General features: G+C 53.2%; 9 protein-coding genes. 7 read left to right on the top strand and 2 right to left on the bottom strand.

All coding sequences use genetic code 11. The features are described from left to right. Positions 1-94 precede the first annotated feature (94 nt). On the top strand, positions 95-1,471 hold the full coding sequence (locus tag IEW09_RS16345; RefSeq protein ID WP_188555331.1) for a phosphotransferase: 1,377 nt from the start codon (positions 95-97) through the stop codon (positions 1,469-1,471). On the opposite strand, the gene IEW09_RS16340 is transcribed toward IEW09_RS16345, so the two are convergent. Further along, positions 1,443-2,876 (bottom strand): sensor histidine kinase, encoded by a 1,434-nt coding sequence (locus tag IEW09_RS16340; protein ID WP_188555330.1) that lies wholly within the window; start codon positions 2,874-2,876, stop codon positions 1,443-1,445. The two genes, IEW09_RS16345 and IEW09_RS16340, sit on opposite strands and share 29 nt — an antisense overlap. Before the next feature lie 345 nt (positions 2,877-3,221). Between IEW09_RS16340 and IEW09_RS18895 the strand changes: the two genes are divergently transcribed. Continuing rightward, the gene (locus IEW09_RS18895) at positions 3,222-3,443 is read left to right on the top strand and encodes a helix-turn-helix domain-containing protein (RefSeq protein ID WP_188555329.1); all 222 of its coding nucleotides are present in this window, start codon (positions 3,222-3,224) and stop codon (positions 3,441-3,443) included. 44 nt (positions 3,444-3,487) lie between these two features. Here IEW09_RS18895 and IEW09_RS16330 read toward each other — a convergent pair whose 3' ends face one another. After that, a complete protein-coding gene (locus tag IEW09_RS16330; protein WP_188555328.1) occupies positions 3,488-4,294 on the bottom strand; it encodes a hypothetical protein in 807 nt (268 codons plus the stop codon). A 1,585-nt stretch (positions 4,295-5,879) separates the two neighbouring features. On the opposite strand from IEW09_RS16330, the gene nusG reads away from it, so the two are divergent. The 5 genes from nusG to IEW09_RS16305 all read left to right on the top strand — a co-directional run bounded on the left by nusG (position 5,880) and on the right by IEW09_RS16305 (position 22,371). After that, complete coding sequence (gene nusG / locus IEW09_RS16325; RefSeq protein ID WP_263369205.1) at positions 5,880-6,395, top strand: transcription termination/antitermination protein NusG; 516 nt, start codon at positions 5,880-5,882, stop codon at positions 6,393-6,395. A gap of 667 nt (positions 6,396-7,062) precedes the next feature. Continuing rightward, positions 7,063-7,818, top strand: a complete 756-nt coding sequence (locus tag IEW09_RS18890) for a 4'-phosphopantetheinyl transferase family protein (RefSeq protein ID WP_373282834.1) — start codon at positions 7,063-7,065, stop codon at positions 7,816-7,818. Between the two features lie 368 nt (positions 7,819-8,186). Further along, positions 8,187-8,531 (top strand): PadR family transcriptional regulator, encoded by a 345-nt coding sequence (locus IEW09_RS16315; RefSeq protein ID WP_188555325.1) that lies wholly within the window; start codon positions 8,187-8,189, stop codon positions 8,529-8,531. Between the two features lie 8 nt (positions 8,532-8,539). Continuing rightward, the gene (locus IEW09_RS16310) at positions 8,540-11,197 is read left to right on the top strand and encodes an ABC transporter permease (RefSeq protein ID WP_188555324.1); all 2,658 of its coding nucleotides are present in this window, start codon (positions 8,540-8,542) and stop codon (positions 11,195-11,197) included. 464 nt (positions 11,198-11,661) lie between these two features. Next, positions 11,662-22,371: a non-ribosomal peptide synthetase gene (locus IEW09_RS16305; RefSeq protein ID WP_188555323.1), complete on the top strand. Its 10,710-nt coding sequence runs from the start codon at positions 11,662-11,664 to the stop codon at positions 22,369-22,371.

Raw genomic sequence — 22,371 nt, 5'->3', positions numbered from 1 at the left:
GATTCTCCTGTCGCGCTATGTCGCTGGGTGACATTCTGATGGGTGAGGCTGGAGGGCGCCTTCGCTCCGGCTTGATGCTGCACGGAGGGGCCGTTTGCCGGGTATCCCAAGCCCAGAATATGACGCATTTAGGCTGCTGCTCCTATCAGGAGCGGATGACGCAGTTTTGGTTGACGCAAGCAGAGAACCTATTACGCTGCCTCGTATCTTCATTCCACGTTGGTCGAGGCCAAGTGAACATGTTCAGCTTTTTGCTCTCAAAAGATGGGGCCTGCGAATCATTGTTCTAACCTTTTTCGGTGAGGAACCGGGTGGGGATGGGCTTGTAGTCGCTGAGGCTTTAGGAGACAGTGCTTTTCAACATTTCGATGACGGGTCCAGATGGAGCCCTCCAGAAGGACTACGCCATTGCGAGTATTGGTGTGGAGTGAAGCACGCCATCGATACAGTGCGTGGAACAACAAAAGAATCTGGACCATTTTCTCGCTTCGGATGGACAGCCGTCTTTCATGAATGGCTCAAGACAGCTGTCGGTCCGGACGAACCAATGGCATTCCGCCAAGAGTTTCGACAACTCAACGCGTCGCCCAAATCTGTGCTATTGCGAATACGCAAGCGTGATGGCAGCCTTCTTTGGTTCAAGGCGTGCGATCCAATCTTCAGTAAAGAGCGGAAAGTTGCCTGTGCCTTAGCAGCATTGTTTCCTGAACATCTTCCTTCTATTATCGCTGAGCATGAGGCATGGAACGGCTGGTTGATGAGGGATGCGGGCCTTCCTCTGGATTCGATCCGCGGAATGCGAGAGGCAAACCCTGTTCGTCTAATGCAGACAGTTGGCGCGCTTCAGGCAAAGAGTATTGAGTATACAGCGAGTTTGATAGATGCTGGATGTATTGATCTCCGAAGCCCACACTTATATAAGTGCTTCCGCAACTTACTGCCTGCGCTTACCGAAATCGTTCAGGCACAAATACACCAGACTCCCCGTCGCGTCAGAGCATCTGATCTTCATCGGATAGTAGATGTTTTAGAGCGCACCTGTCAGTTGCTCGATGAATATGGAATGCCGGACGGTTTGGTGCACGGAGATCTTCGTCCGGACAACATTCTGGTCTCGGATGAACAATTTGTTTTAGTCGATTGGGCATCTGCGGTGATCGGTCCTCCATTCATGGCATTCGAAGAGATCGCCATGCACCCGCTCCTTTCATCAAGCTCTAGAGCATCCGTGTTAAAGCTCAAAAGCGCTTATGGGCAGCAATGGAGAGGAATTCTTTCGGAAAAAGAGATAGACCTGTCTTTCTCCATTGGCCCCTTTATGGGCAGCGCGATGAAGATTTGTCTACTGGAACCGCTGTTGAAGACAAGCTACAGGCTCAAACCGCAATTTGAACGTCATGTCAGAAGCCTTATCCGCAGACTAATGTCCGCTTCGACAGCGCTCAATGAGAAGTATAGGATGAGTGCGTGACAGACTGTGCAGGTGAGGCGGCATTCAAGGCGCATGGTGCGATAGGCAGAAACAGGGTGAACTCAGCTCCCCGGTCTACGCGATTCATGGCAGCGACTCTGCCCCCGTGCAACTCGGCTACCTTTTTTACCAAAGCCAAGCCCACTCCCATCTCACCATGAACGCAAGGGAGCCTTTGGTCGGTTCCTTGAAACGCAAAGTCAAAAATCCGCGGCAGATCCTCGTCCGATATCCCTAAACCTGTGTCTGCAACGGAAAGGCTGATCAACCCGCCCGCTCGTTTCGCCATCACTGTAATGATTCCTCCCTCAGGAGAGAATCGCAGTGCATTGGAGATGAGATTTTCGACGGCGCGCCGGAGGAGGAGCTTTTCTGCATTTATGGTACCTATCGATGGTTCGATTTGCAGGTCGATCTCAACGCCCTTGCGGCAAGCCTCAAATTCAAAGATTCGACTTGTCTGTTCTAGGAGGTCAACAACGGAAATAGGGACGAAGTTTCGCTGTATGTTGCTCTCAAGCATAGCGAATTGGCTGACTGAACCGATGACATCCATTGTGCGTCTGATATCCCTGTCAATTGCTTCGAGATGCTTGTGCTGCTCGATAACCGACATTCCATGGTGGATTTCCAGTAGTTGAAGTCTTGACAGGGTTCGCGATAATGGGCTGGATAGATCGTGTGTCAAGTAAGACAACCACTTCAAGTGTTGGGTTTCACGCGCATCGGTTTCTTTCCTGAATTGATCAGCGCGATGCAAAAGACCGGCTATGGCCTGTTCTAGGTTGGCGATTTCATCGCCAATTCCTGCCATTATCAATGAATTCTCCGACCCCATTGTATGAGCCTCTCCTGAACGCCTCTGGAAGATAAACTCAGCTACGGATTTGGTGATTCTTGTAATGGGTATAGAAAAATACTTGCGCCACCAATACACGAGGGAAATACTCAGGAAGCAGATCGCTATGAATCCTGTGCTGGCCAAGGAGAGGATCCAGGGCCATTGAGAGATCTGGGAAAGTCGAATGACCGCATAGTGAAATCCACCTTCTCCGTCTCTATAGCCTATTCCAGCTACATCATCGCGACTACACACCCTTCCGCCTGATATCAGACAATCCTTCATTGGCCGAACATCAGGCGCGCTTAGGCCCTGCATGGATGCCGGGAGAGCGCTGTCTTTTGCCTGGAATGTCAATACAGCGCTTCCAGGCGCAATGAAATCGATACTTGCTCTGAGGCGATCCACATCATGTGCCGCGCTGAATGCAAAATCTCGAATCACAATGGAAATCGACCGAAGACGTGCTTGCTGCATTCCACGCGTTGCATACCACATGATGAATGCCGTATTAAGGGCGATGAGCGACACCGTGAATGATGCGATTCGGAATTTAAGGGACATCAGGGCCTGCTATCTCGCTCCAGGTGACCTAAAGAGACATGTTATTCAAGTGTCGTGATCGTGCCCCGAGCATGCATCCGAGTGGTCATCTGGAACGCGCCGGCCTGACCACTTTAGACAAAGGCTCAGAATTGGATCTGCTTATTTGCATCATGCAATACCTCAATACCGCATACGATGACCAGAGAATGCGAGGGGCGGTAGTCCGATCCCGTTTCTGCATCGTGCTCTTCGCGCGACATTTCGTGTTCTCCAGCATCCGTTCACGGCACCAAATTTGTGATTTGCCTCGAAATGTATTCTACTGGCGAAATATAGCCAGTAGAATACATTGATCCTGAAAGGGTGGCAACTCGGCAAATCCATGCTCGGCTTGGGCAACGAGTCCGGGCACTCAGAAAAGCCAGGAACTGGAATCAGGACGATCTTGCGGTGGAGAGCGGTCTAGGGCGGACCTATATCAGCAATTTCGAAAACGGCTTGAAGAACCCTAACCTAAACACTCTTGCTATTCTCGCAGCAACATTCAAGATGACGGTCTCTGAGCTTCTTGATGGATGCGGCTAGAGACAGGCCCCGAGGTCCGGACTCACGACCGGGATGAGCCGGTATCAGTGCACCCGAACAGGGTAGTAATGAAGCTCTGAGTTCGGACGGAATGTGCTTCCCAAGTAATAATTTCCTGCGGCAAGAGCGTGCAGATCAAGCTGAACATGGATCTCCGTCCTCGCTTTCAGCGAGACAGCCAATCCCTGCGTGCCGCAGAGTTCGGGACCTCCTTTCTCGCGCGAGATGAAGAATCGGTACTCCCCAGGGGGAGAAAGTACAGGAAGAATGACCGAAAGATTGATCCGTTTCCGCGGAAGCTCAAGTGAGAGACCATCGTCGGGTTGTCCCGCACCCCGGAGATCCCCATCTTTGCTGAGATCAAGCTCTACTGGGACAGGAGCTTCCTCGGCGACAATTGGTGCGCGATGGAGTAGCGCGGCCTTTTTAAGGCCAATGAATGCAACAGCGCCCACAAGACAGACGAGAACAATAGAGGCAGCGAGCCTCCAGGCACTGGAAACACTCCGAGCTCGTCTTACATGCGCGTTTTTGGCATGCGCCACGTGTGCTGCACGAAGTTCATTGAGTTCGCGCGTGCACTCCGCACACTTAAAAATATGAAGATAACGAGGGTCTTTTAGATCGAGCTTGGAAGAATCTTCCACAAACGTGCGAAGTGTTTCCCGATCGAAACAGCCTTTCCGTTCCGGATTCGGATAATTCTCAAGGACATACCCGCGGAGTTTTTCGAAGAGAGCGCTGTCGTCTTCGTCATCACTCGTAAAGGGTAAGATTCGACTCATGATTCCTTCTTTTGCTAGACCTGTCTTGTCTAAGCTATTCGATAGCACCTCACCTCGATAGGCCAAGACGTTTTCGGATCCGATGGAGCTCTCGCTCGCAACTCTTTCGGACTGCTTCTTTCGATTTCTTCAGTCTCTCTCCGACTTCACTCCAATGATCACTTGCTCCATAGCGCAACAGCATAGCTTGTCGGAGTTCGTCGGGCGTATCCCGGAGTAAGACTTCAAGATCAAGCAACGCATCCGCAGCATCCGTACCGAATGTTGGCCTGGGCCAATAAGGTTCGAGCTCCGAACTGGTACCAACGAAATAGAATCTGCTGTTTGCATATTGCTTGCGACGGAGTGCATTCCGGAAAGATCGAGCAAGGATAATGCGTGTTTCCTCTACACTGATCGGCTGCATTTCCTCGAGATGCTCTGCGGTCTGCTGAATCGCGGCCTCCATTAACTCCAACGCCAATGTCTCGTCGCCAAGGTACCGCTCCGCTAGTTGCTTTGCAGCATCCCATTCCAGCCGGACTGCTGATCTGATGACAGGCGCAATCCAGCTGCCTTGGGCCGTAAACCCTATCACCCAGCAAAGATCGGATGGGGATGGAGATTTCATTCCAGTATCAACCCGGGGTAATGCGTCGCAGCCGTGCATGATTTAGTTCCGACTGCAACGACACCTTACCGCAGTCGTTCTGGGATAACCAGATATTTACTCAGCACGATTGTCCACATCTTGAATTCCCGGTCGCTATATCTATGACGGAATGATGGAGGACACGCGATGGGCGAGATTATTTCTTCAGAACCGAAACAGATTCAACCTTCTGCATCAACTCCAAGCCAGAATAGTTTGCGCAATTCTGTCCAAAATACGTGCAACTGTCCATTCTGCCCGTATCACAGTCAAGACACAGAATCAGAACGACTTCCATCCCGCTGGCTGATTGTGGCCGGAGCATGTGCTTTTGTTCTTCTCATCATATTTTTCCCCTCAGTGTGCCGGCTCGCCCAATGGATTGAGCAACAGATAAGGATCCCATCGTGGCATCCCCGCTGGGAGGAGCCATTCACCCGGCTCCTTGACCTGCATTTTGCTTATAGGACAAATACACGAGGGCTCTTTTCTGACTTATGCGCAAATACCAGCCTGCAAGGTTTATCTGGTACGTCAGAGGTATTTACCCCATTTCCCATAGTGCAACTGGGTGTTGAACTGCCAACAAACCCATAAAAATACGTGACTTGGCGCGAAGTGAGCACTCCTTCCGCGATATGGGCTGAAGCGGGATGCGATCGTCTTTTCATGGGCTGTAACGATTGTCTGCGTTCTTAGTTCGGCCTACTAGAGTTCCTCCTTGTGATTCATTGACTTTGAAGAAAGGCTTACCTCAAACTATGAGCCGCGACAAATCCCTTGTTCGGGATTATCGCGAATCGTAACGTGCGCCCTATGCAGCAGCAAGTATGTGTGCATGGCGTAGCGCAGCAAAGCACGCGAACTCAGATCGATTCACCCCAGCGGCAGATATTTGGATGAAACGAAGTTCGCGCAATAAGTTAGCATGCTGAGTCGCTCCCGTAGCGGTGGGGCTTAGATGGGCGATAGCCTGCGCCGAAGAGTCGCCGATAAGACTCTCTGAGATTTGAGCTTTATTTGATACCGGTCGAACAAGTCCGCTGGTTTGCTGTACAGGTCATGCCTCGTCATGAGGCTAGAGTCGCGCTATTGCTTGACCATAAAGGCGTGGAGCAGTTTCTTCCAAAGATTGTCATACGACGGCAATGGTCAGACAGGATTAAGGTCATCGAGCAACCGCTATTTCCAGCGTATGTCTTTTGCAGAACAAAGCGCTCCCTCTTCAGCACCGTGCTCAACACTCCAGGCGTTCATAAGATCGTTTCATTCGGCGAAGTTGCGTACCCGATACCGGATCACGAAATATCGGCTATCCAACGGATGCTGTCGGTCGGACGAGATCCAGAGCCGGTGCCATACCTGACCGTGGGACAAAAGGTTATCATCGTTTCTGGACCATTGAAGGGAATAACCGGTATCGTCTCTCGGCCGAAAAATCACTGCCGGCTAATCATCTCGGTAGAAGCAATCCTAAGGTCAATTTCGATCGAAGTGTCTTCAGCCGAGGTTGCTCCGTTCGAACAGATTGCGTAAGCAGTCCTCAGATTAGGAACACGACTGGCAACGCCCTCTGGAATGCTGCCTTAAATGGCAAATCGAGAAACCCGTCTCGGCACGTTGACAAAGAGGCATCGATTGTTACCACTTGAACAAATCCGATGGCTCGCCGTGCAGGCCTCGTCACGACGATAGGATAGCTACATTGCTTCACCACAAAGGCCAGGAGCACTTTCTTCCCAAGACTGTTACGCGACGACAATGGTCGGACCGGAATAAAGTGATGAACAGCCATTATTTCCGACGTATGTTTTATGCAGGACGAAGCGCTTGTAATTCAAGCTGTTCTTAGCACTCCGGGCGTCCAGAAGATCGTGTCTTTCGGTGAATGCGCATGTCCTACGTCAGACGAAGACATCGCGGCTATTCAGCAAGCGCTGCTATCCGGAAGGTCGACGATATCCGTTCCACATCTGGCGATAAGCGAAAAAGTCATTGGCATCTCTGGCTCGCTTAAGGGAATAGTTGGCATTGTGTCTCGATAAAAGGAGCATTGCCGCCTCGTCATCTCGGTGAAGCGGTTTAAGGTTTCTTTCGATCAAAGTCTCCGCATCAGAACTCGCGTTGGGAGAGTAAAGTGTTGAAGCTTTATCGATCCGTTCCAGATCTTCCCAGACAAAGTTGGCGGTATGTGCACGGTGAAATGAACGCTCATTATTTGGCACGTCAGATTTGCAAACTCCAAATACCGTTCGAATCTGGATCGGTGCATGTATGGAGTGCTGCTGTTCCGTTGTTGGCTCCAATATTGAACGACCCGGAGAGTCTTCTATCTCGTGAAGAGTTGGATCGAGTCGACCGGTTTCGACCTTCCGGGAAAAAGCAAGAATTCCTCGTCGGTCGCGCGCTTCTGCGGATGATTCTAGGAAGCTATTGCGGTATACGGCCGGCAAGTGTGATGTTTTGTTATGGGCATCAGGGAAAGCCCAGTGTAGCTTCGACGCCGCACACATCACGACGAATAGCGTTCAACATTTCGCATTCGATTGACATTATTGTGATTGCCATCTGCGAGGGAGAGGAAATAGGTGTGGACGTTGAGTGCCTGAATTATCTTGGCGACGTCACTCCTATCTGCATGGATATCCTGGCAGAGGCTGAAGTAGGTGACGTTCTTGCTCTGGAGGTCCAGCAACGACGGCATGCATTTTGTCGCTATTGGGTGCACAAGGAGGCATTCTTGAAGCAAATGGGATGCGGTTTATCTATCGCGCCACGAGATGTCCAAGTGTCCTTCGAAGGGCCAGGCAGGTCGGAAATCAGCTGCCCAGGCCATCATCCTCGCAGGAGGATATTCGGGCTCGAATTTCCAACCGCAGAGGGATATGTAGCCGCGCTCGCAACCCCCGTTCAAAACGTAGTCGCTCGACTCTTTGACGTGGGAGCTGCGCTCCATTGAATCGTCCAGAAAGTGCAAGAGATGAGCGCCGCCCATAATCCGACGGCGCATATGCGGATCTGACGAATGTGGGCCGACCCCTTGGCACGATTCTGCACGACTATGCTACCCATACCAGGTCACGGTGTATTTCAGCGGCGGCCGCGGGCCGTTTTATGCTCAAGTTTTGAGAACATCAGCTGCAGCTAGCGACCCTCTGATGTGCTGATCTCCTCCGGAACACAGATCTGGTCTCTTATTTGTGTGCTGCGAGTGCGAATTGCACTTCCGCAAGGGCCACGCAAACCGTGCCGCGTCCCGCTGTTGCGTGAGCCCGGCAATGCGTACTACCATTTATATAGTATTTGCAATATACTAATTTCGATAGCATGAGGAAGAAACCTGAATACCGTGATCTCTTTCCGGGCGCATTGGAACTGATGATCCTGAAGAGCTTGAGTTGGAGGTCGATGCACGGCTATGCGCTTGCTCAGAGGCTCAAGGAAATTTCGGAAGACTATCTTCGAATTGAGGAAGGCTCTTTGTATCCAGCTCTTCAACGAATGTTGAAGGTTGGCTGGCTGGAAACTGAGATGGGCCTTTCGGCTAGAAACCGCCCGGTACGAGTTTTCAAAGTGACCGAGGTAGGCAAAAAGCATTTGGAACAGGAGATTGCGAGCGTAGAGAAAATGTTTGCTGGAATTACCCGCGTGCTCGCATTGGCAGGAGAGTAGGAGGTCTTATGAGCTGGCTCCGACAGTTGTTCTCTCACCGCAGTCGCTATCAAGAGCTTTCAGAACCCATCCGTGAACATCTCGATGAAAAAATTGCCGATCTTATGGATCGCGGCATGACACGGGAGCAGGCGGAGCGAGTCGCACGTCGCGAGTTCGGCAATGTCGCTGTAATCGAGGAGCGCAGCCGCGAAGTCTGGCTGTGGCCGCGATGGGATAGCCTCCTTGGTGACGCAAAGCTTGCGTTGCGGCAGGTTAGCAGGTCTCCTGGGTTTGTTTTAGTAGCCTGTCTGACGTTGGCGTTAGGTATCGGGGCGAATACCGCGATTTTTTCCGTTGTGAACGCACTCCTACTGAACAACCTTCCGTACGTTCAACCGCAGCGCATTGGGACTCTCTACGCTCGGACCACAGGCTCTCATCCTTCTGACGAGCGAAGAACTATAGACGGAGAGCAATGGGAGCTATTACGTGACAATGTGCCCTCCGTGCTTTCGGCTGTTTCAGCAATTCATCCCGCCGGTGTGGTCCTTCAGACAGCCTCCCATGCTCAATATCTACATTCCGGACGGATTTCAGCGCGTTATTTTGACGTCTTAGGCATTCAGCCTGCGCTTGGTCAAAATTTCACTGCCGAAGACGATCTTCCTAATGGTCCCAGAGTTGCCATTCTGAGCTACTCGCTGTGGCGTACGGCATTTGGTAAAGACCAGCATGTCCTGGGACAAGTCGTTCTTCTAAAAGGAGAACCATATACGGTTGTCGGGGTGTTGCCTGAGCATGCAACCACTCCTTTGGATGCCGACATATACACAGACCTTCAACCGAGCCGCGATGGTGAAGGGCAGACGACTAATTTCCTCGCTACCGTGCTGCTACGTAATGGTTTCACTTGGCAAGAGGCAAATAGTCAGATCGAGCGCGCTCTGTACCAAAGTCATCAGACTTTGGAATTCGCAAGAAGCAACCCCGATGAGAAGCGGACCTATTACTGGATGCCCCTGCAACAAGCGCAAACCCAGACACTCCGTCCTCAAGTTCTAGCCCTCATGCTAGCGTCCGGCCTTGTACTGCTGATCGCATGCGCCAATCTTGCGGGACTCGCCTTGGTGCGGATGTTACGCCGCACGGGAGAGATCGCTACCCGCATGGCGCTTGGTGCGTCGCGTTGGCGGATTCAAAGACAACTTTGGATTGAAAATTTGTTGGTTGCTTTAATAGGAGGTTCCGCAGGAATCGGGCTCGGTTTTATTGCGCTAAGGTCGTTACTGAAGATGCTTCCAGAACATTTTCTGCCTGTGCAGCATGTGCCTCTCGATGGTCGAGTCTTGGCCTTCACATTGCTGCTTTCGTTGCTAACCAGCATTCTCTTTGGTATGCTCCCAGCTTTTGCCACAAACAAGGTTGACCTGCGCTCGTCTATCGGCAACCGTTCGGTCATCGGGACGGGGCGTGCACGCCTACGGCAGGGATTGATCGCGGGAGAAGTTGCGTTGACGGTTCTACTGTTGGCCGCCGCAGGACTGCTGATTCACACGCTAGTCCATCTTGAAACTATGTCGCCGGGATTCAATCCTAATGGGGTGATCACTGCGCAGGCATCTTTGGACAACGTCCGGTATCAAGACCCCAGGGCTTTGCAAACGTTGTTCCGCGAAAGCCTCACCGCAATGCAGAATATTCCCGGAGTCGAAAGCGCAGCAGTCGGTTTGACCTTACCTTATGAGCGCGCATTGCTGGATGGAGTTACCCTCAGCGATGGCAAGCAAGCGGGGGATCAGGTTACGACCAATGAGGTGTTTGTTACCGCTGATTATTTCAAGACCCTACAAATTCCATTGCTGGCTGGTCGAGTTTTTACGAATTCGGACGGACCGAGCACGCAACACGTTGTGGTGATCAACGAGACCTTTGCGCGGAAGTTTTTCCATGAAGCAAACGCGGTGGGCCGTCAGCTTGAAAACAATAACAAGAATGCGATGGTTGTCGGTGTCGTTGCAGACACTGTATTGTCTTCAGCGACTCACTTGGTTACAGATGCAGCTCCTTTAACGGATCAAGAAACGATCTATGTTCCCTATGTCCAGGTTGACGATGCCAAGTTGCTTTCTATGGTGCACACATGGATTCAACCAAGTTGGATCGTTCGAAGCGCTCATCCGGGTGATGACCTGACTGCTCAGATGCAGCGCGCTTTGGCGAGTGTCGATCCAGGGCTTCCATTCTCCGGCTTTTACAGCATGAGCGATCTGCAAGCGAAAACCTTGGCGATGCAACGAATCGAAGTCGCTCTGCTTTCGACAATGGCTGGTCTCGCTTTATTGCTTAGCGCGATCGGGATTTTTGCGCTTGTTGCTCATATGGTAGCGGAGAGGTCCAGAGAAATTGGCATTCGCCTTGCGCTCGGTTCGACAGTTCGAGAAGCGATGATCTATGCCGCCAAATCAGGAGTGATTGCTGCGGCCGCGGGATTGATTCTAGGATTGTTTGTTTGCGCAGGGGTCCTGCGTGTCCTACAGAGTTTTCTCTACGGTGTTCAAGTATATGACAGCGCAACTTTTCTATCGGTGGTACTTACAATTGCAGCCGTATCCGCTCTTGCGAGCACAATACCCGCTTTTAGAGTCGCTCGGATTGACCCTAATAAGGCACTGCGGGAGGAATGAACAAGGAAGGCATTAGCATTCAAGAGCAACGTTATGATCATGTTTGAGTCCATATGGCGTAATCGTCCCAAAAACCACAGCGCACATTGTTACCGTAACAGTGGCACGTGTTACCTGCAGAGCCAGGCTACAATCAGCAACCTTCTGCTGTAAAAAGTCCGGTCTTGTATAAATGCCCAGCAAGAGTGGTGCGGCTTAAACTGCAATAATCTGTCCACTATCGTGGACCCCATTAGCATGCGGGGTGCAGTATCCCAATCCCACAACTCAATCTTAGACTGAACTCATTTAACAACTCCATGCTGCACTAGCTTAACCTTTCCAGGCAGCCTGTTCCCAAATCTCACAACTTTATCTGACGAGCAGCTATTTACGACAGCGTCGCTCGGCGCCCCCGATCGAATCGCGGGGGATGCATTCCAAACTTTTACTGATCCGCTGGCAACGCAGTACGGAATAACACCATGATGGAAGATCAGGATGCGAGACAGGCTCCGGCGTATGAAATCTCGCCAACTGAAAGCGAGGTTTGGTTGGCCGAGGAGACCGGCCGCAATGACGATCATTCGGTTGCTGTTTATGCCATTGTTGATGGCTATGTCAACGGGATGGTTCTAGAGCAAGCAGTCAACGCCGTGATCGACGAAACGGATGCATTAAGAACTAGATTTGAAATCGCTGAAGGCACACTTCGGAAACGCATCACCCGTCGCTTCAGGGAGAGCGTCCTTATCAATATCGACGTCAGCGGCGCGAGGAATTCAAGAGACTGTGCTTTAACGTGGATTGAACAGGACCTGACCCGTGCTCACAAGGCGGAGAGCGAGTGCCTGTTTACTTTTGCATTGATAAAGATAGCTGAGAATCAGTTCTATTGGTACCAACGATACCACCACATCATAATCGATGGACGAAGCCTTGGTCTCCTGGCAAGACGGATAGCTGAGATCTACACAGAATTGAATAATGGAAACCCGGTTGCGCCACACCACTACTCCTTGCACGAACAAGCTGTAGGTATGCAATATGCAGAGTCAAGTATTGCCCGAGATAGGGATTTCTGGCGCCGGTATCTTTCTCGATCCTTTTATCCTGGGTGGCTTGCTCGCAAGGTAGCCACTGCTGCGGACCAAACAGATGAAATTGCGAGATATGATGTTGCATTCCGAGATCTTCAGCGGGTGACCACATGTTCGCGAGAACAAGGTATTTCTCCTATGCAGATGTGGGCGGCTGTGGTTGCAGTCCATTTTCATATGTTGGTCAAGAAGTCCGAGCTTCAGTTTAGTCTCCCTGTTGCTAATGCACGTAAAGGTGAACAGGACATCCCCTCTATGACGTCCAACGTGCTTCCCTTTCGCATCGTGCTCGCACCGGGTGATCGTCTTGTCGATGTTGCGCGGAATGTTGGATCTGTTCTCCGGCAAGTGTTGCCTCACCAGCGTTACAGGGGTGAGATGATTCGCCGCGACAACCAGATCATGCAAGACGGATGGTTCGGTCCATCCATCAATTGGATGAACTTCGACGGAGCAAATAGTTTTCCTGGATGTCGATTCTCATGGAGAGTTGTTTCTCTCGGTAGTGTGCGCGACTTCACAATCGCTATTCTGGACTGTACCGGAGAACATGTTCACAGAGTCTTTCTGAGCGATCGCGAGGCCACCACCAGCGTGTCAGAATTGCGCGCTCACTCAGCTAGGATTCTCCAAATAATGGAGGCTTTTCTTGATCAACCTGAACAACTGGTTTCCGAATGCGTGGAGAGCCTCAGTGCTGAACCAGGTGTTGCGCTAGAGAACAATATCTACGTCCGACGAGCTAATAGGGGCGATCCCGGTGTCCTTTATTGGAACGATAGCGCGGAGTCGCTGTCGCGTACCGTGAGCGCACTCATTTTAGGCGGGTATCTCCCAAATGCCTGCCGGTATCCAAAGATCGTGCTGAACAGTGATGTTATTGTTTGTGCAACCGACTTGGAAATATTGGAGGAGCGATCGACATCCGCCCCCGGCACCCTCTTGAGCATCGGGGCAGATAGATGGCATGTCTCCACGGGGACACAGAACGTTTCTGTCGGCGGTTTTATCAGTCAAACAGGAGAGCGCCTCGATTGTATTCGCGTGGCCAGAACATGCCAGCTCTTTGAAGGGGCACTACTGCCTGTCTTCAGCAACCCAGAGCGAGAGACTTTGGCTGAAATTGGGTCGAACACAGAACCACATGAAAGTTTTTGGCTCGAAAGACTCCGGCACGTGCAGCCTCTTTCCCTGCCCTCGAGTGTAGGAGGCCAAGAACCGCCGGGACCGCGAATGGCCAGCAATTGGAAATTCTTCCCATTCGAGCAGTATTCGCAAGCAGGAAACCATGAATGCGTGATCGCAGCATGGCTGATCTATCTCAGCCGGGTAACGGCAGATACGCGTCTGCATGTTGGTTGGAGAGTGCGAAACCCACTTGCAGGTCCCGAGTGGACGTCGAGACTGCTTGCACCGTATGTTCCCTTCGAAATTGAAATCGATATGAATCTTGGTTTCGGTGAAGCCTTACAGAAGATCGTCGAGGAAATCGAAAAAGTTCAGCAGCATTTCACATACTCTTCAGATCTCATAGCTCGTGACCCAGAGCTAAGACCGTCGGGAAGGTACATCGTTCCTTGGAATGTAGGGATCGAAGTGGTAGAGGAATGCGACGGAGACAGCCCGGATTCAGCAAGTCTGGATGAGATCCCACTCATTTTGCAGGTTCACCCGAGCGGAATGTTTCGATGGTCGTATGCTCCAAACATAATCGATGAATTGGAAATCAACCGAAGTTCCCGGGCTATTTCCAGGTTGTTGGAGGAAGTTCTTGAACAAACTAATGATGCACTGCCAGTTGGCGCCCTTTCTCTTATATCTGTCATGGAGAGGAAGTTGCTGCTGGAGGCGTGGAACCAAACGCCAGCTCCATCTCTGGACGGGCGCTGCATTCATCAGATGTTCGAAGAGCAGGTTCGTAAAAGCCCTGAGGCCGTGGCGGTGGTCTTCGGCGGAGAGTCTCTGAGCTACACGCAGTTGAATCGCCAAGCGAATTGCCTGGCGCATTACCTGATCGAGTTGGGTGTTGAGCCGGATGACCGTGTTGCCATCTGCGCGGACCGCGGTGTGTCTATGCTCGTTTGCCTTATGGCCATTCTGAAAGCCGGTGGTGCCTATGTACCCCTCGATCTTGCCTATGCCTCCGAGCGGCTCTCCCAGATCCTGAGTGATGCCGCGCCACGCCTGTTGCTCTGCGATAAGTTGGGACGTGAGGTTCTGGTAAGCGAAGCCACACAAGGTCTCGTAGTAGTCGAACTCGATGCTCTACGGCCCGTCTGGTCATCTCAGCCGGAGACGGACCCAGAAGTGGCAGGCCTGACCTCGCGTCATCTTGCCTATGTGATCTACACATCGGGTTCGACCGGCACGCCGAAGGGCGTGATGGTCGAGCATGCGCAGATCACGCGCCTGTTCGAAGTGACACAGAACAGCTACGGGTTTAGCGACCAGGACGTGTGGTGCCTTTTCCACTCCTTCGCTTTCGACTTCTCGGTATGGGAGATTTGGGGAGCACTGCGCTACGGCGGCCGACTGGTCATCGTGCCCTATGAGATGGCGCGATCGAGCCGGGATTTCTATCGTCTTGTATGCGAACAGCAGGTCACGGTACTGAACCAGACTCCTAGCGCCTTCCGGATGCTGATGGAAGCCGAGGCCGAGAGCAGTCTTTCGGACCGTCTGCGCTATGTAATCTTCGGCGGCGAAGCTCTCGATCCGACGATACTTCGGTCCTGGTACTGGCGCAGGTCCGAGAGCCAGCCGCTGCTGGTGAACATGTACGGCATCACAGAGACAACCGTGCATGTGACCTATCGACCACTAGCCTCCAGTGACACGGCAGCATCGGCGAGTCCGATCGGAATACGTTTGGCAGACCTCCGCATCTATCTGCTGGACAACCGGCAGCAGCCAGTACCTCTGGGTGCGGTAGGCGAGATGTACATCGGCGGGGCAGGCGTGGCGCGCGGGTATCTCAACCGCCCGGAGTTGACAACGGAGCGCTTCCTGGACGATCCGTTCTGCGATGAGCCGGGAGCGCGCATGTACCGTACCGGCGATCTAGCTCGTTACCTGCCGGACGGCAACCTTGAGTTTCTCGGGCGAAATGATCAGCAGGTGAAGATCCGTGGCTTTCGCATCGAGTTGGGGGAGATCGAAGCGCGGCTGGCTGACCATCCGCTTGTAGAACAGACCGTTGTCATAGCCCGGGAGGACACATCGGGCGACAAGCGCCTGATCGCCTACTACACCACCGCTTCGGATCCAGCCGGCCTTACGGCCGAACAGTTGCGGGAGCATCTGTCGGTGCTGCTGCCGGAGTATATGGTGCCTGCGGCATTCGTGCATCTCGAAACCCTGCCACTGACGCCCAATGGCAAGCTCGACCGTAAAGCACTGCCGGCTCCGGAGAACGGGGTCTATGCCGCCCATGATTATGAGCAGCCGCAAGGAGAGACCGAGATTGCGCTGGCAGAGATCTGGAAGGAACTGCTCCACCTCGATCGCGTCGGTCGCAACGATAATTTTTTCGAGCTCGGCGGCCATTCGCTACTCGCCGTACGCTTGCTCAGTCGCGTGGCGCAAGTAATTGGGATTGAGCTACAACTTACAGACTTGTTTTCTTACCCTACCCCAGCCCGGCTGGCTACTGCTATCACAGAAAGGTGCTCTCGTAACGATCCTGAACTGCTTCTTCCGATCACACCCTTGCGTCTTGAGGAGCATCTGCCCCTGTCATATGCACAACAGAGGCTCTGGTTTCTAAGCCAGTTTGAAGGGGTGAGCGCGGCCTATCACGTTCCTGCAGGGCTACGGCTGCGTGGTGATCTGGATTGCATGTCGCTTCGCCGCAGTCTCAATACGATATTTGCTCGCCATGAAGCCCTCCGCTCCACATTCGTAGCCGTCGACGGTCATCCGGAAGTGTTTTTATTGTCGAACAAGGCGAGTGTTCCTTTCATACAAATTGATCTCCGGACAGCGACCAACATGAAACGCCGGCTGGAGGCATTATGCCGAGAACAGATCGACACTCCTTTCGATCTATCCCGCGGCCCCATGGTGCGTGCCTGTCTCGTTCGCCTTGGGGATCGGGAGCACGTATTGATTCTGGTGCAGCACCATATCGTTTCTGATGGTTGGTCATTAGGCATCTTCTGCCGTGAACTGAGCACGCTCTATACCGCCTATTTGAATGGCAAGCCCGACCCGCTGTCGCCGTTGGAGATCCAGTACCCGGACTACGCAGCCTGGCAACGCAAGTGGCTCGCAGGAAAGCGACTGGAGAAACAGGTCACCTACTGGAAAAAGACGCTTTCTGATGCACCCCCGCTGCTTGAGCTGCCCACTGATCGCCCCCGGCCGCCGCAACAGAGTTTCGCAGGGGCACAGCTAACAGTCCGGATTGATGCCGAGCTGACCAAGGCCCTGAAGGCGCTGAGCGCGAAACACGGTGCGACCTTGTTCATGACGCTGCTGACAGCATGGGCTGCGGTGCTCTCCCGCCTCTCGGGCCAGGATGATCTGGTCATCGGTACGCCGGTAGCAAATCGCAGGCACGTTCAGGTCGAGAACTTGATCGGCTTCTTCGTGAACACACTGGCGCTGCGCATCGATCTGAGTGGGAATCCAACCGTCGAACAGCTTTTACTCAGGGTTCGCACTGCAACACTGGAGGCCCAGGATCATCAGGACCTGCCGTTCGAGCAGGTTGTAGAGATCATCAATCCTCCGCGCAGGCTCGACCGCGCCCCCATCTTCCAGGTGATGCTCGTTTCGCAAGAGGAACCAGGCAGCCTCCTTTCGATTCCGAATTTGGAGCTACAAGTTGATGATCTTTCGGCCTACACGGCCAAATTCGATCTAGAACTTGATATCAGCGAGGAAGGCGACGAAGTTGTCGGCACCCTGAGGTACTCCACGTTACTGTTTGACGAATTGACGATGAAGCGTCACGCTGCCTATCTCTACACAATACTTGGGCGCATGGTAGCTGACAGCGGTCAGGTAGTCGGTTCAATTGATCTCCTATCTCCCGAGGAGAGTCATCTGCTGGTGGTGACGCAGAATGAGACAGCAGTTCCGTATCCGAAAGACAGTTGCATCCACCAACTCATTGAGGAACAGGCAAGAACGACTCCGGAAGCTATAGCAGTAGTGATTGGCGATAGGTTTCTAAGTTATGCGGAGCTGAACCGCCAAGCTAACTGTCTGGCACATTATCTGATCGAACAAGGAGTCCGACCGGATGACCGTGTTGCTGTCTGCATAGACCGCGGCTTATCCCTGATCGTTGGCCTATTGGCCGTCCTGAAGGCCGGTGGCGCATATATGCCCCTTGATCCCGGTTATCCCTCCGATCGACTTGCCTATGTCCTCGCAGACGCGCAACCAGGGGTTCTATTGTGTGACGCGATTGGATGGGAGATTCTCGGAAGTGGCTCCGGAAATGAAACCGTTATGGTTGATGTTGATAACTCTCGGCCTGTCTGGTCGCAACTTTCACCAACGAATCCCGATGTGGCAGGCCTCACCTCGCGCCATTTAGCATATGTGATCTATACGTCGGGATCGACCGGGACGCCGAAGGGCGTGATGGTCGAGCATCGAAGCTTGAGCAACCACATCCACTGGCAAGCGCAAGCGTTCACCTTTACTGCAGAGGACATATTTCTTCAGCGTACCGCCATCTCCTTTGACGCATCGGTGTGGGAGATCTGGACTCCGCTTGCGATTGGTGCTCGGCTCATACTTTTGCCCTCAGACCTCCAGAGGGACCCAGTTGGTATTGCGACAACGATCGCAAAGAATCACGTGACGGTTGCCCAGTTTGTTCCCAGCCTGCTTGAGGCCACGTTGCGGAGTGGAACGTTCCAATGTCGGTATCTCTTTTGCGGCGGCGAACCGCTCAGTGCGGCGCTGGTCCAGGAGGCGCAACGTTATACCTCCGAGGGGGTCGTCAACCTCTATGGACCTACAGAAACCACCATCGACGCCACCTGTTGGCACTTCCGCAATCAAACCGTGCCCGAGGTGATTCCGATCGGTCGGCCGATTGCGAACACTCGCATTTACCTGATGGACAGCGAGCGGCAGCTTGTTCCACTAGGCGCGGTGGGCGAGTTGTATATCGGTGGGGCGGGCGTGGCGCGAGGCTATTTGAACCGTCCGGATCTGACGTCAGAACGTTTTTTGCCCGACCCATTCTCTGCTGAGACGGGAGCGCGCATATACCGTACAGGTGACCTGGCGCGCTATCTGTCAGATGGAAATCTGGAGTTCTTAGGCCGGAACGATCACCAGGTGAAGATCCGCGGCTTCCGCATCGAGCTGGGCGAGATCGAGGCACGGCTGGCTGAATACCCTCTTGTGAAGCAAGCTCTGGTCATCGCAAGAGAGGATGTTCCCGGTAACAAGCGGCTGGTCGCCTATTACACCGGGGATGCTTCTGTTACGGCCGAACAGCTGCGTACACATCTGGCAGAGTTGCTGCCGGAATACATGGTTCCCGCGGCCTTCGCACATTTGAATGCTCTTCCGCTGGCGCCTAACGGGAAGCTCGACCGCAAGGCGCTTCCGGCTCCCGAGGGCGACGCCTATGCTGCGCACGCCTACGAGCCGCCGCAGGGAGAGGCGGAGACCGTTCTAGCCGAGATATGGAAGGAGTTGCTGCATGTCGAACGTGTCGGTCGCAACGACAACTTTTTCGAGCTCGGCGGTCATTCGCTGCTCGCAGTTCGTCTGCAAGCTCATGTACAGAAGCGATTAAACCTCGAACTATCGCTAGCACATATCTTCGGATCCAATACGCTAAGCGCCCTAGCTCAGATTATCGCTGCTAGTCTTGCTGACGCAGTCCCTGATGATCTACAGACAATTACAGCGACTCCGCGCAGCGCCCCGCTCCCCCTGTCATTTGCGCAACAACGATTATGGTTCCTCAGCCAGTTCGAAAATCTAAACGCGTCTTATCATATTGCCGCATTGTTACAGTTAGACGGCGATCTCGATCACAGTTCTCTACAGTCAAGTCTGAGTACCATTTTTGCTCGCCACGAGGCACTGCGCAGTACCTTCATCACCATTGGTGGAGAGCCCTTCGTGAAGCTCCTGCCTCAAGAAAAAGAATTCATTCTACCTGAATATGATCTGCGTGAGTTTGCCGCACAGGCAACCCGCTTCCGGGCTCTGTGCGAGGAGCAATTTCGTACTCCATTCGACCTTGCAACCGGCCCTATGGTGCGTGCCTGTCTGGTTCATCTGCGCGACCAGGAGCATGTGCTGATTCTGGTCATGCATCACATCGTCTCCGATGGCTGGTCGATGGGGTTTCTCGTCAGAGAACTGAACGTGCTCTATACGGCATATCTGAACGGGGAGCCCAACCCGTTGCCCCCGCTGGAGATCCAGTACCCGGACTATGCGGCATGGCAGCGCCTGTGGCTTACAGGTGAGCGGCTGGAAACACAAGTCGATTACTGGAAGAAGGCGCTGGCTGACGCACCGCCGTTGCTCGACCTGCCCACTGATCGTCCGCGACCACTACAACAGAGTTTTGCCGGGGCACAGATACCAGTCCGTATCGATGCTGAGCTGACCAAGGCTCTGAAGGCGCTGAGCACGAAGCACGGTACTACCTTGTTCATGACGCTGTTGGCGGCATGGGCCGCGGTGCTCTCTCGCCTCTCAGGCCAGGAAGACCTGGTGATCGGCACTCCGGTAGCGAACCGCAGGCATATACAGGTTGAAAATCTTATCGGCTTCTTTGTGAACACACTGGCGCTACGCATCGATCTGAGCGGGAACCCGACGGTCGAAGAGCTCTTACGCCGGGTTCGCATTGCGACATTGGAAGCACAGGATCATCAGGACCTGCCCTTCGAACAGGTCGTCGAGATCATCAACCCTCCTCGCAGGCTCGACCACACACCCATCTTCCAGGTGATGTTCGCCTGGAGAAACGAGGAGACAAACATTCCGCAGCTACCACGCGTCCACGCATCCCTGCTCGACTCCTCTTATGTCAATTCTCGATATGGTTTGGAGTTAGATCTTGCTGAGGATAGCGGCATGATTGTGGGCACCCTGACCTACGCGAGCGCACTGTTCGATGAGGTCACAACTGAGAGGCAGATCGGCTATTTGCAGGTAGTGCTGCAGGCAATGGTGGCCGACACCAGGCAAGAAGTCGATTCGATTAATCTTCTGTCTGCGGAGGAGCGAGATCTACTGCACGAGAGGTGGAATTCTACAACGACGCGATATCCAAGTAATTTGTGCATCCATCAGTTGTTCGAGGAACAAGCAGCTAAGAGTCCTGATGCAACAGCCGTGCTCTGGCAAAACGGGTCCCTCACGTACGAGGAGCTGAATCGACGAGCGAATCGTCTCGCACATCATTTGGTCGAACTAGGCGTTCGTCCGGACGATCCGGTTGCTATCTGCATGGATCGCAGTCCGGAAATGGTGGTGAGCCTACTCGCTACGCTCAAGGCCGGGGCAGCGTACATGCCGCTTGACCCTGCTCACCCTCCTGAACGCATCGTTCAAGTGCTGGAGGATGCGGAGCCACGTATTTTGCTTTGCGACGGAACAGGCCAAAAGGCTCTTGAAGGCAAAGCGACACGAAACATCCTTTTGCTCAATCTCGACAGTGGATCTCCAGCGTGGTCTCATCAACCGGAAGTTGATCCACACGTTTCCAGCCTTACGTCTCGCCATCTAGCGTATGTGATTTATACGTCTGGTTCTACCGGCACGCCAAAGGGCGTCATGAACGAGCATCGTGGGGTGGTCAACCGCCTCGTATGGATGCAAGAGACTTACAAACTTCGTCCCGACGATGTTGTTCTACAAAAAACATCTTTCAGTTTCGACGTTTCCGTATGGGAGTTTTTTTGGACTTTGATGACCGGCGCAACGCTTGCACTTGCTCCTCCCGGAGCCCAAGCAGATCCTGATCGGTTGATTGAATTGATCTGTGAGTGGAATGTATCGATCGTTCATTTCGTTCCATCTCTGCTGGATATCTTCATGCATACTCCCAATGTGGGGCGGTGTACGTCGCTGAGGCAGCTCATCTGTAGTGGGGAAGCCCTTCAAACCGTCCAACTAAAGGCTTGTCTTGAGCAGCTACCTGCCATGCAGGTTGATAACCTCTACGGGCCGACCGAAGCAGCAATCGATGTGACTGCTTGGGCTTGCCCACCTGAGTTCGACAGCATCATTGTTCCGATTGGCCGTCCGATCGCGAACATAGCGATCTACCTACTCGATCACCGGCGACAGCCTGTCCCGCTGGGCGCGGTTGGGGAGATGTATATCGGCGGAGTAGGTGTCGCTCGTGGCTATCTGAATCGTCCTGAGTTAACCGCAGAACGCTTTCTTGCCGATCCATTCTGCAATGATGCGGGAGCGCGCATGTACCGGACAGGCGACCTCGCGCGTTATCTGCCGGATGGGAACCTTGAGTTTTTGGGACGGAACGACCAGCAGGTCAAGCTCCGCGGCTTCCGCATCGAGTTAGGGGAGATCGAGGCACGGCTTGTTGAGTATCCCCACTTGGAGCAAGCAGTCGTCGTCGCACGAGAAGAGAAACCCGGCGACAAGCGCCTGGTAGCTTATTACTCGGGAGCGGAGTCTCTCAGTGCCGAGCGCCTTCGTAATCATCTGGCGTCGAAACTGCCGGAATACATGGTGCCTTCCGCGTTCGTACGACTGGACGCCCTTCCTCTGACCCCAAACGGAAAAATTGATCGTAAGGCTCTTCCGGCACCAGAGGGCGATGCCTATGCCACCCGGGCCTACGAGCCGCCTCAGGGAGAGACGGAGACTGCAGTAGCCGAGATATGGAAAGAGTTGCTACATACCGACCGTATTGGCCGGAATGACAACTTCTTCGAACTTGGCGGTCACTCGCTCTTGGCTGTACGCCTGCTCAGTCGGCTACAGGCCCGGTTCGAACTGAAGATTGACCTGTCGACTCTGTTTGAGAATCCGCAACTAGCTCCTTTTTCGAAACGCGTGCTCATCGCTTCGATCGACCAGGAATTCCATTCCACTGACTTTCGCGATCTCTTGCCGAAGGACTGTTAA

Origin of the sequence: Edaphobacter dinghuensis, from assembly GCF_014640335.1 — a bacterium.
GTDB classification, from domain to species: domain Bacteria; phylum Acidobacteriota; class Terriglobia; order Terriglobales; family Acidobacteriaceae; genus Edaphobacter; species Edaphobacter dinghuensis.
This window is presented reverse-complemented; position numbering and strand designations above follow the sequence as displayed.

Coding starts and splice junctions, on each gene's coding strand:
- IEW09_RS16340 (WP_188555330.1), bottom strand. CDS start 2,876: ATGTCCCTTAAATTCCGAATCGCATCATTCACGGTGTCGCTCATCGCC.
- IEW09_RS18890 (WP_373282834.1), top strand. CDS start 7,063: ATGAACGCTCATTATTTGGCACGTCAGATTTGCAAACTCCAAATACCG.
- IEW09_RS16315 (WP_188555325.1), top strand. CDS start 8,187: ATGAGGAAGAAACCTGAATACCGTGATCTCTTTCCGGGCGCATTGGAA.
- IEW09_RS16310 (WP_188555324.1), top strand. CDS start 8,540: ATGAGCTGGCTCCGACAGTTGTTCTCTCACCGCAGTCGCTATCAAGAG.
- IEW09_RS16305 (WP_188555323.1), top strand. CDS start 11,662: ATGATGGAAGATCAGGATGCGAGACAGGCTCCGGCGTATGAAATCTCG.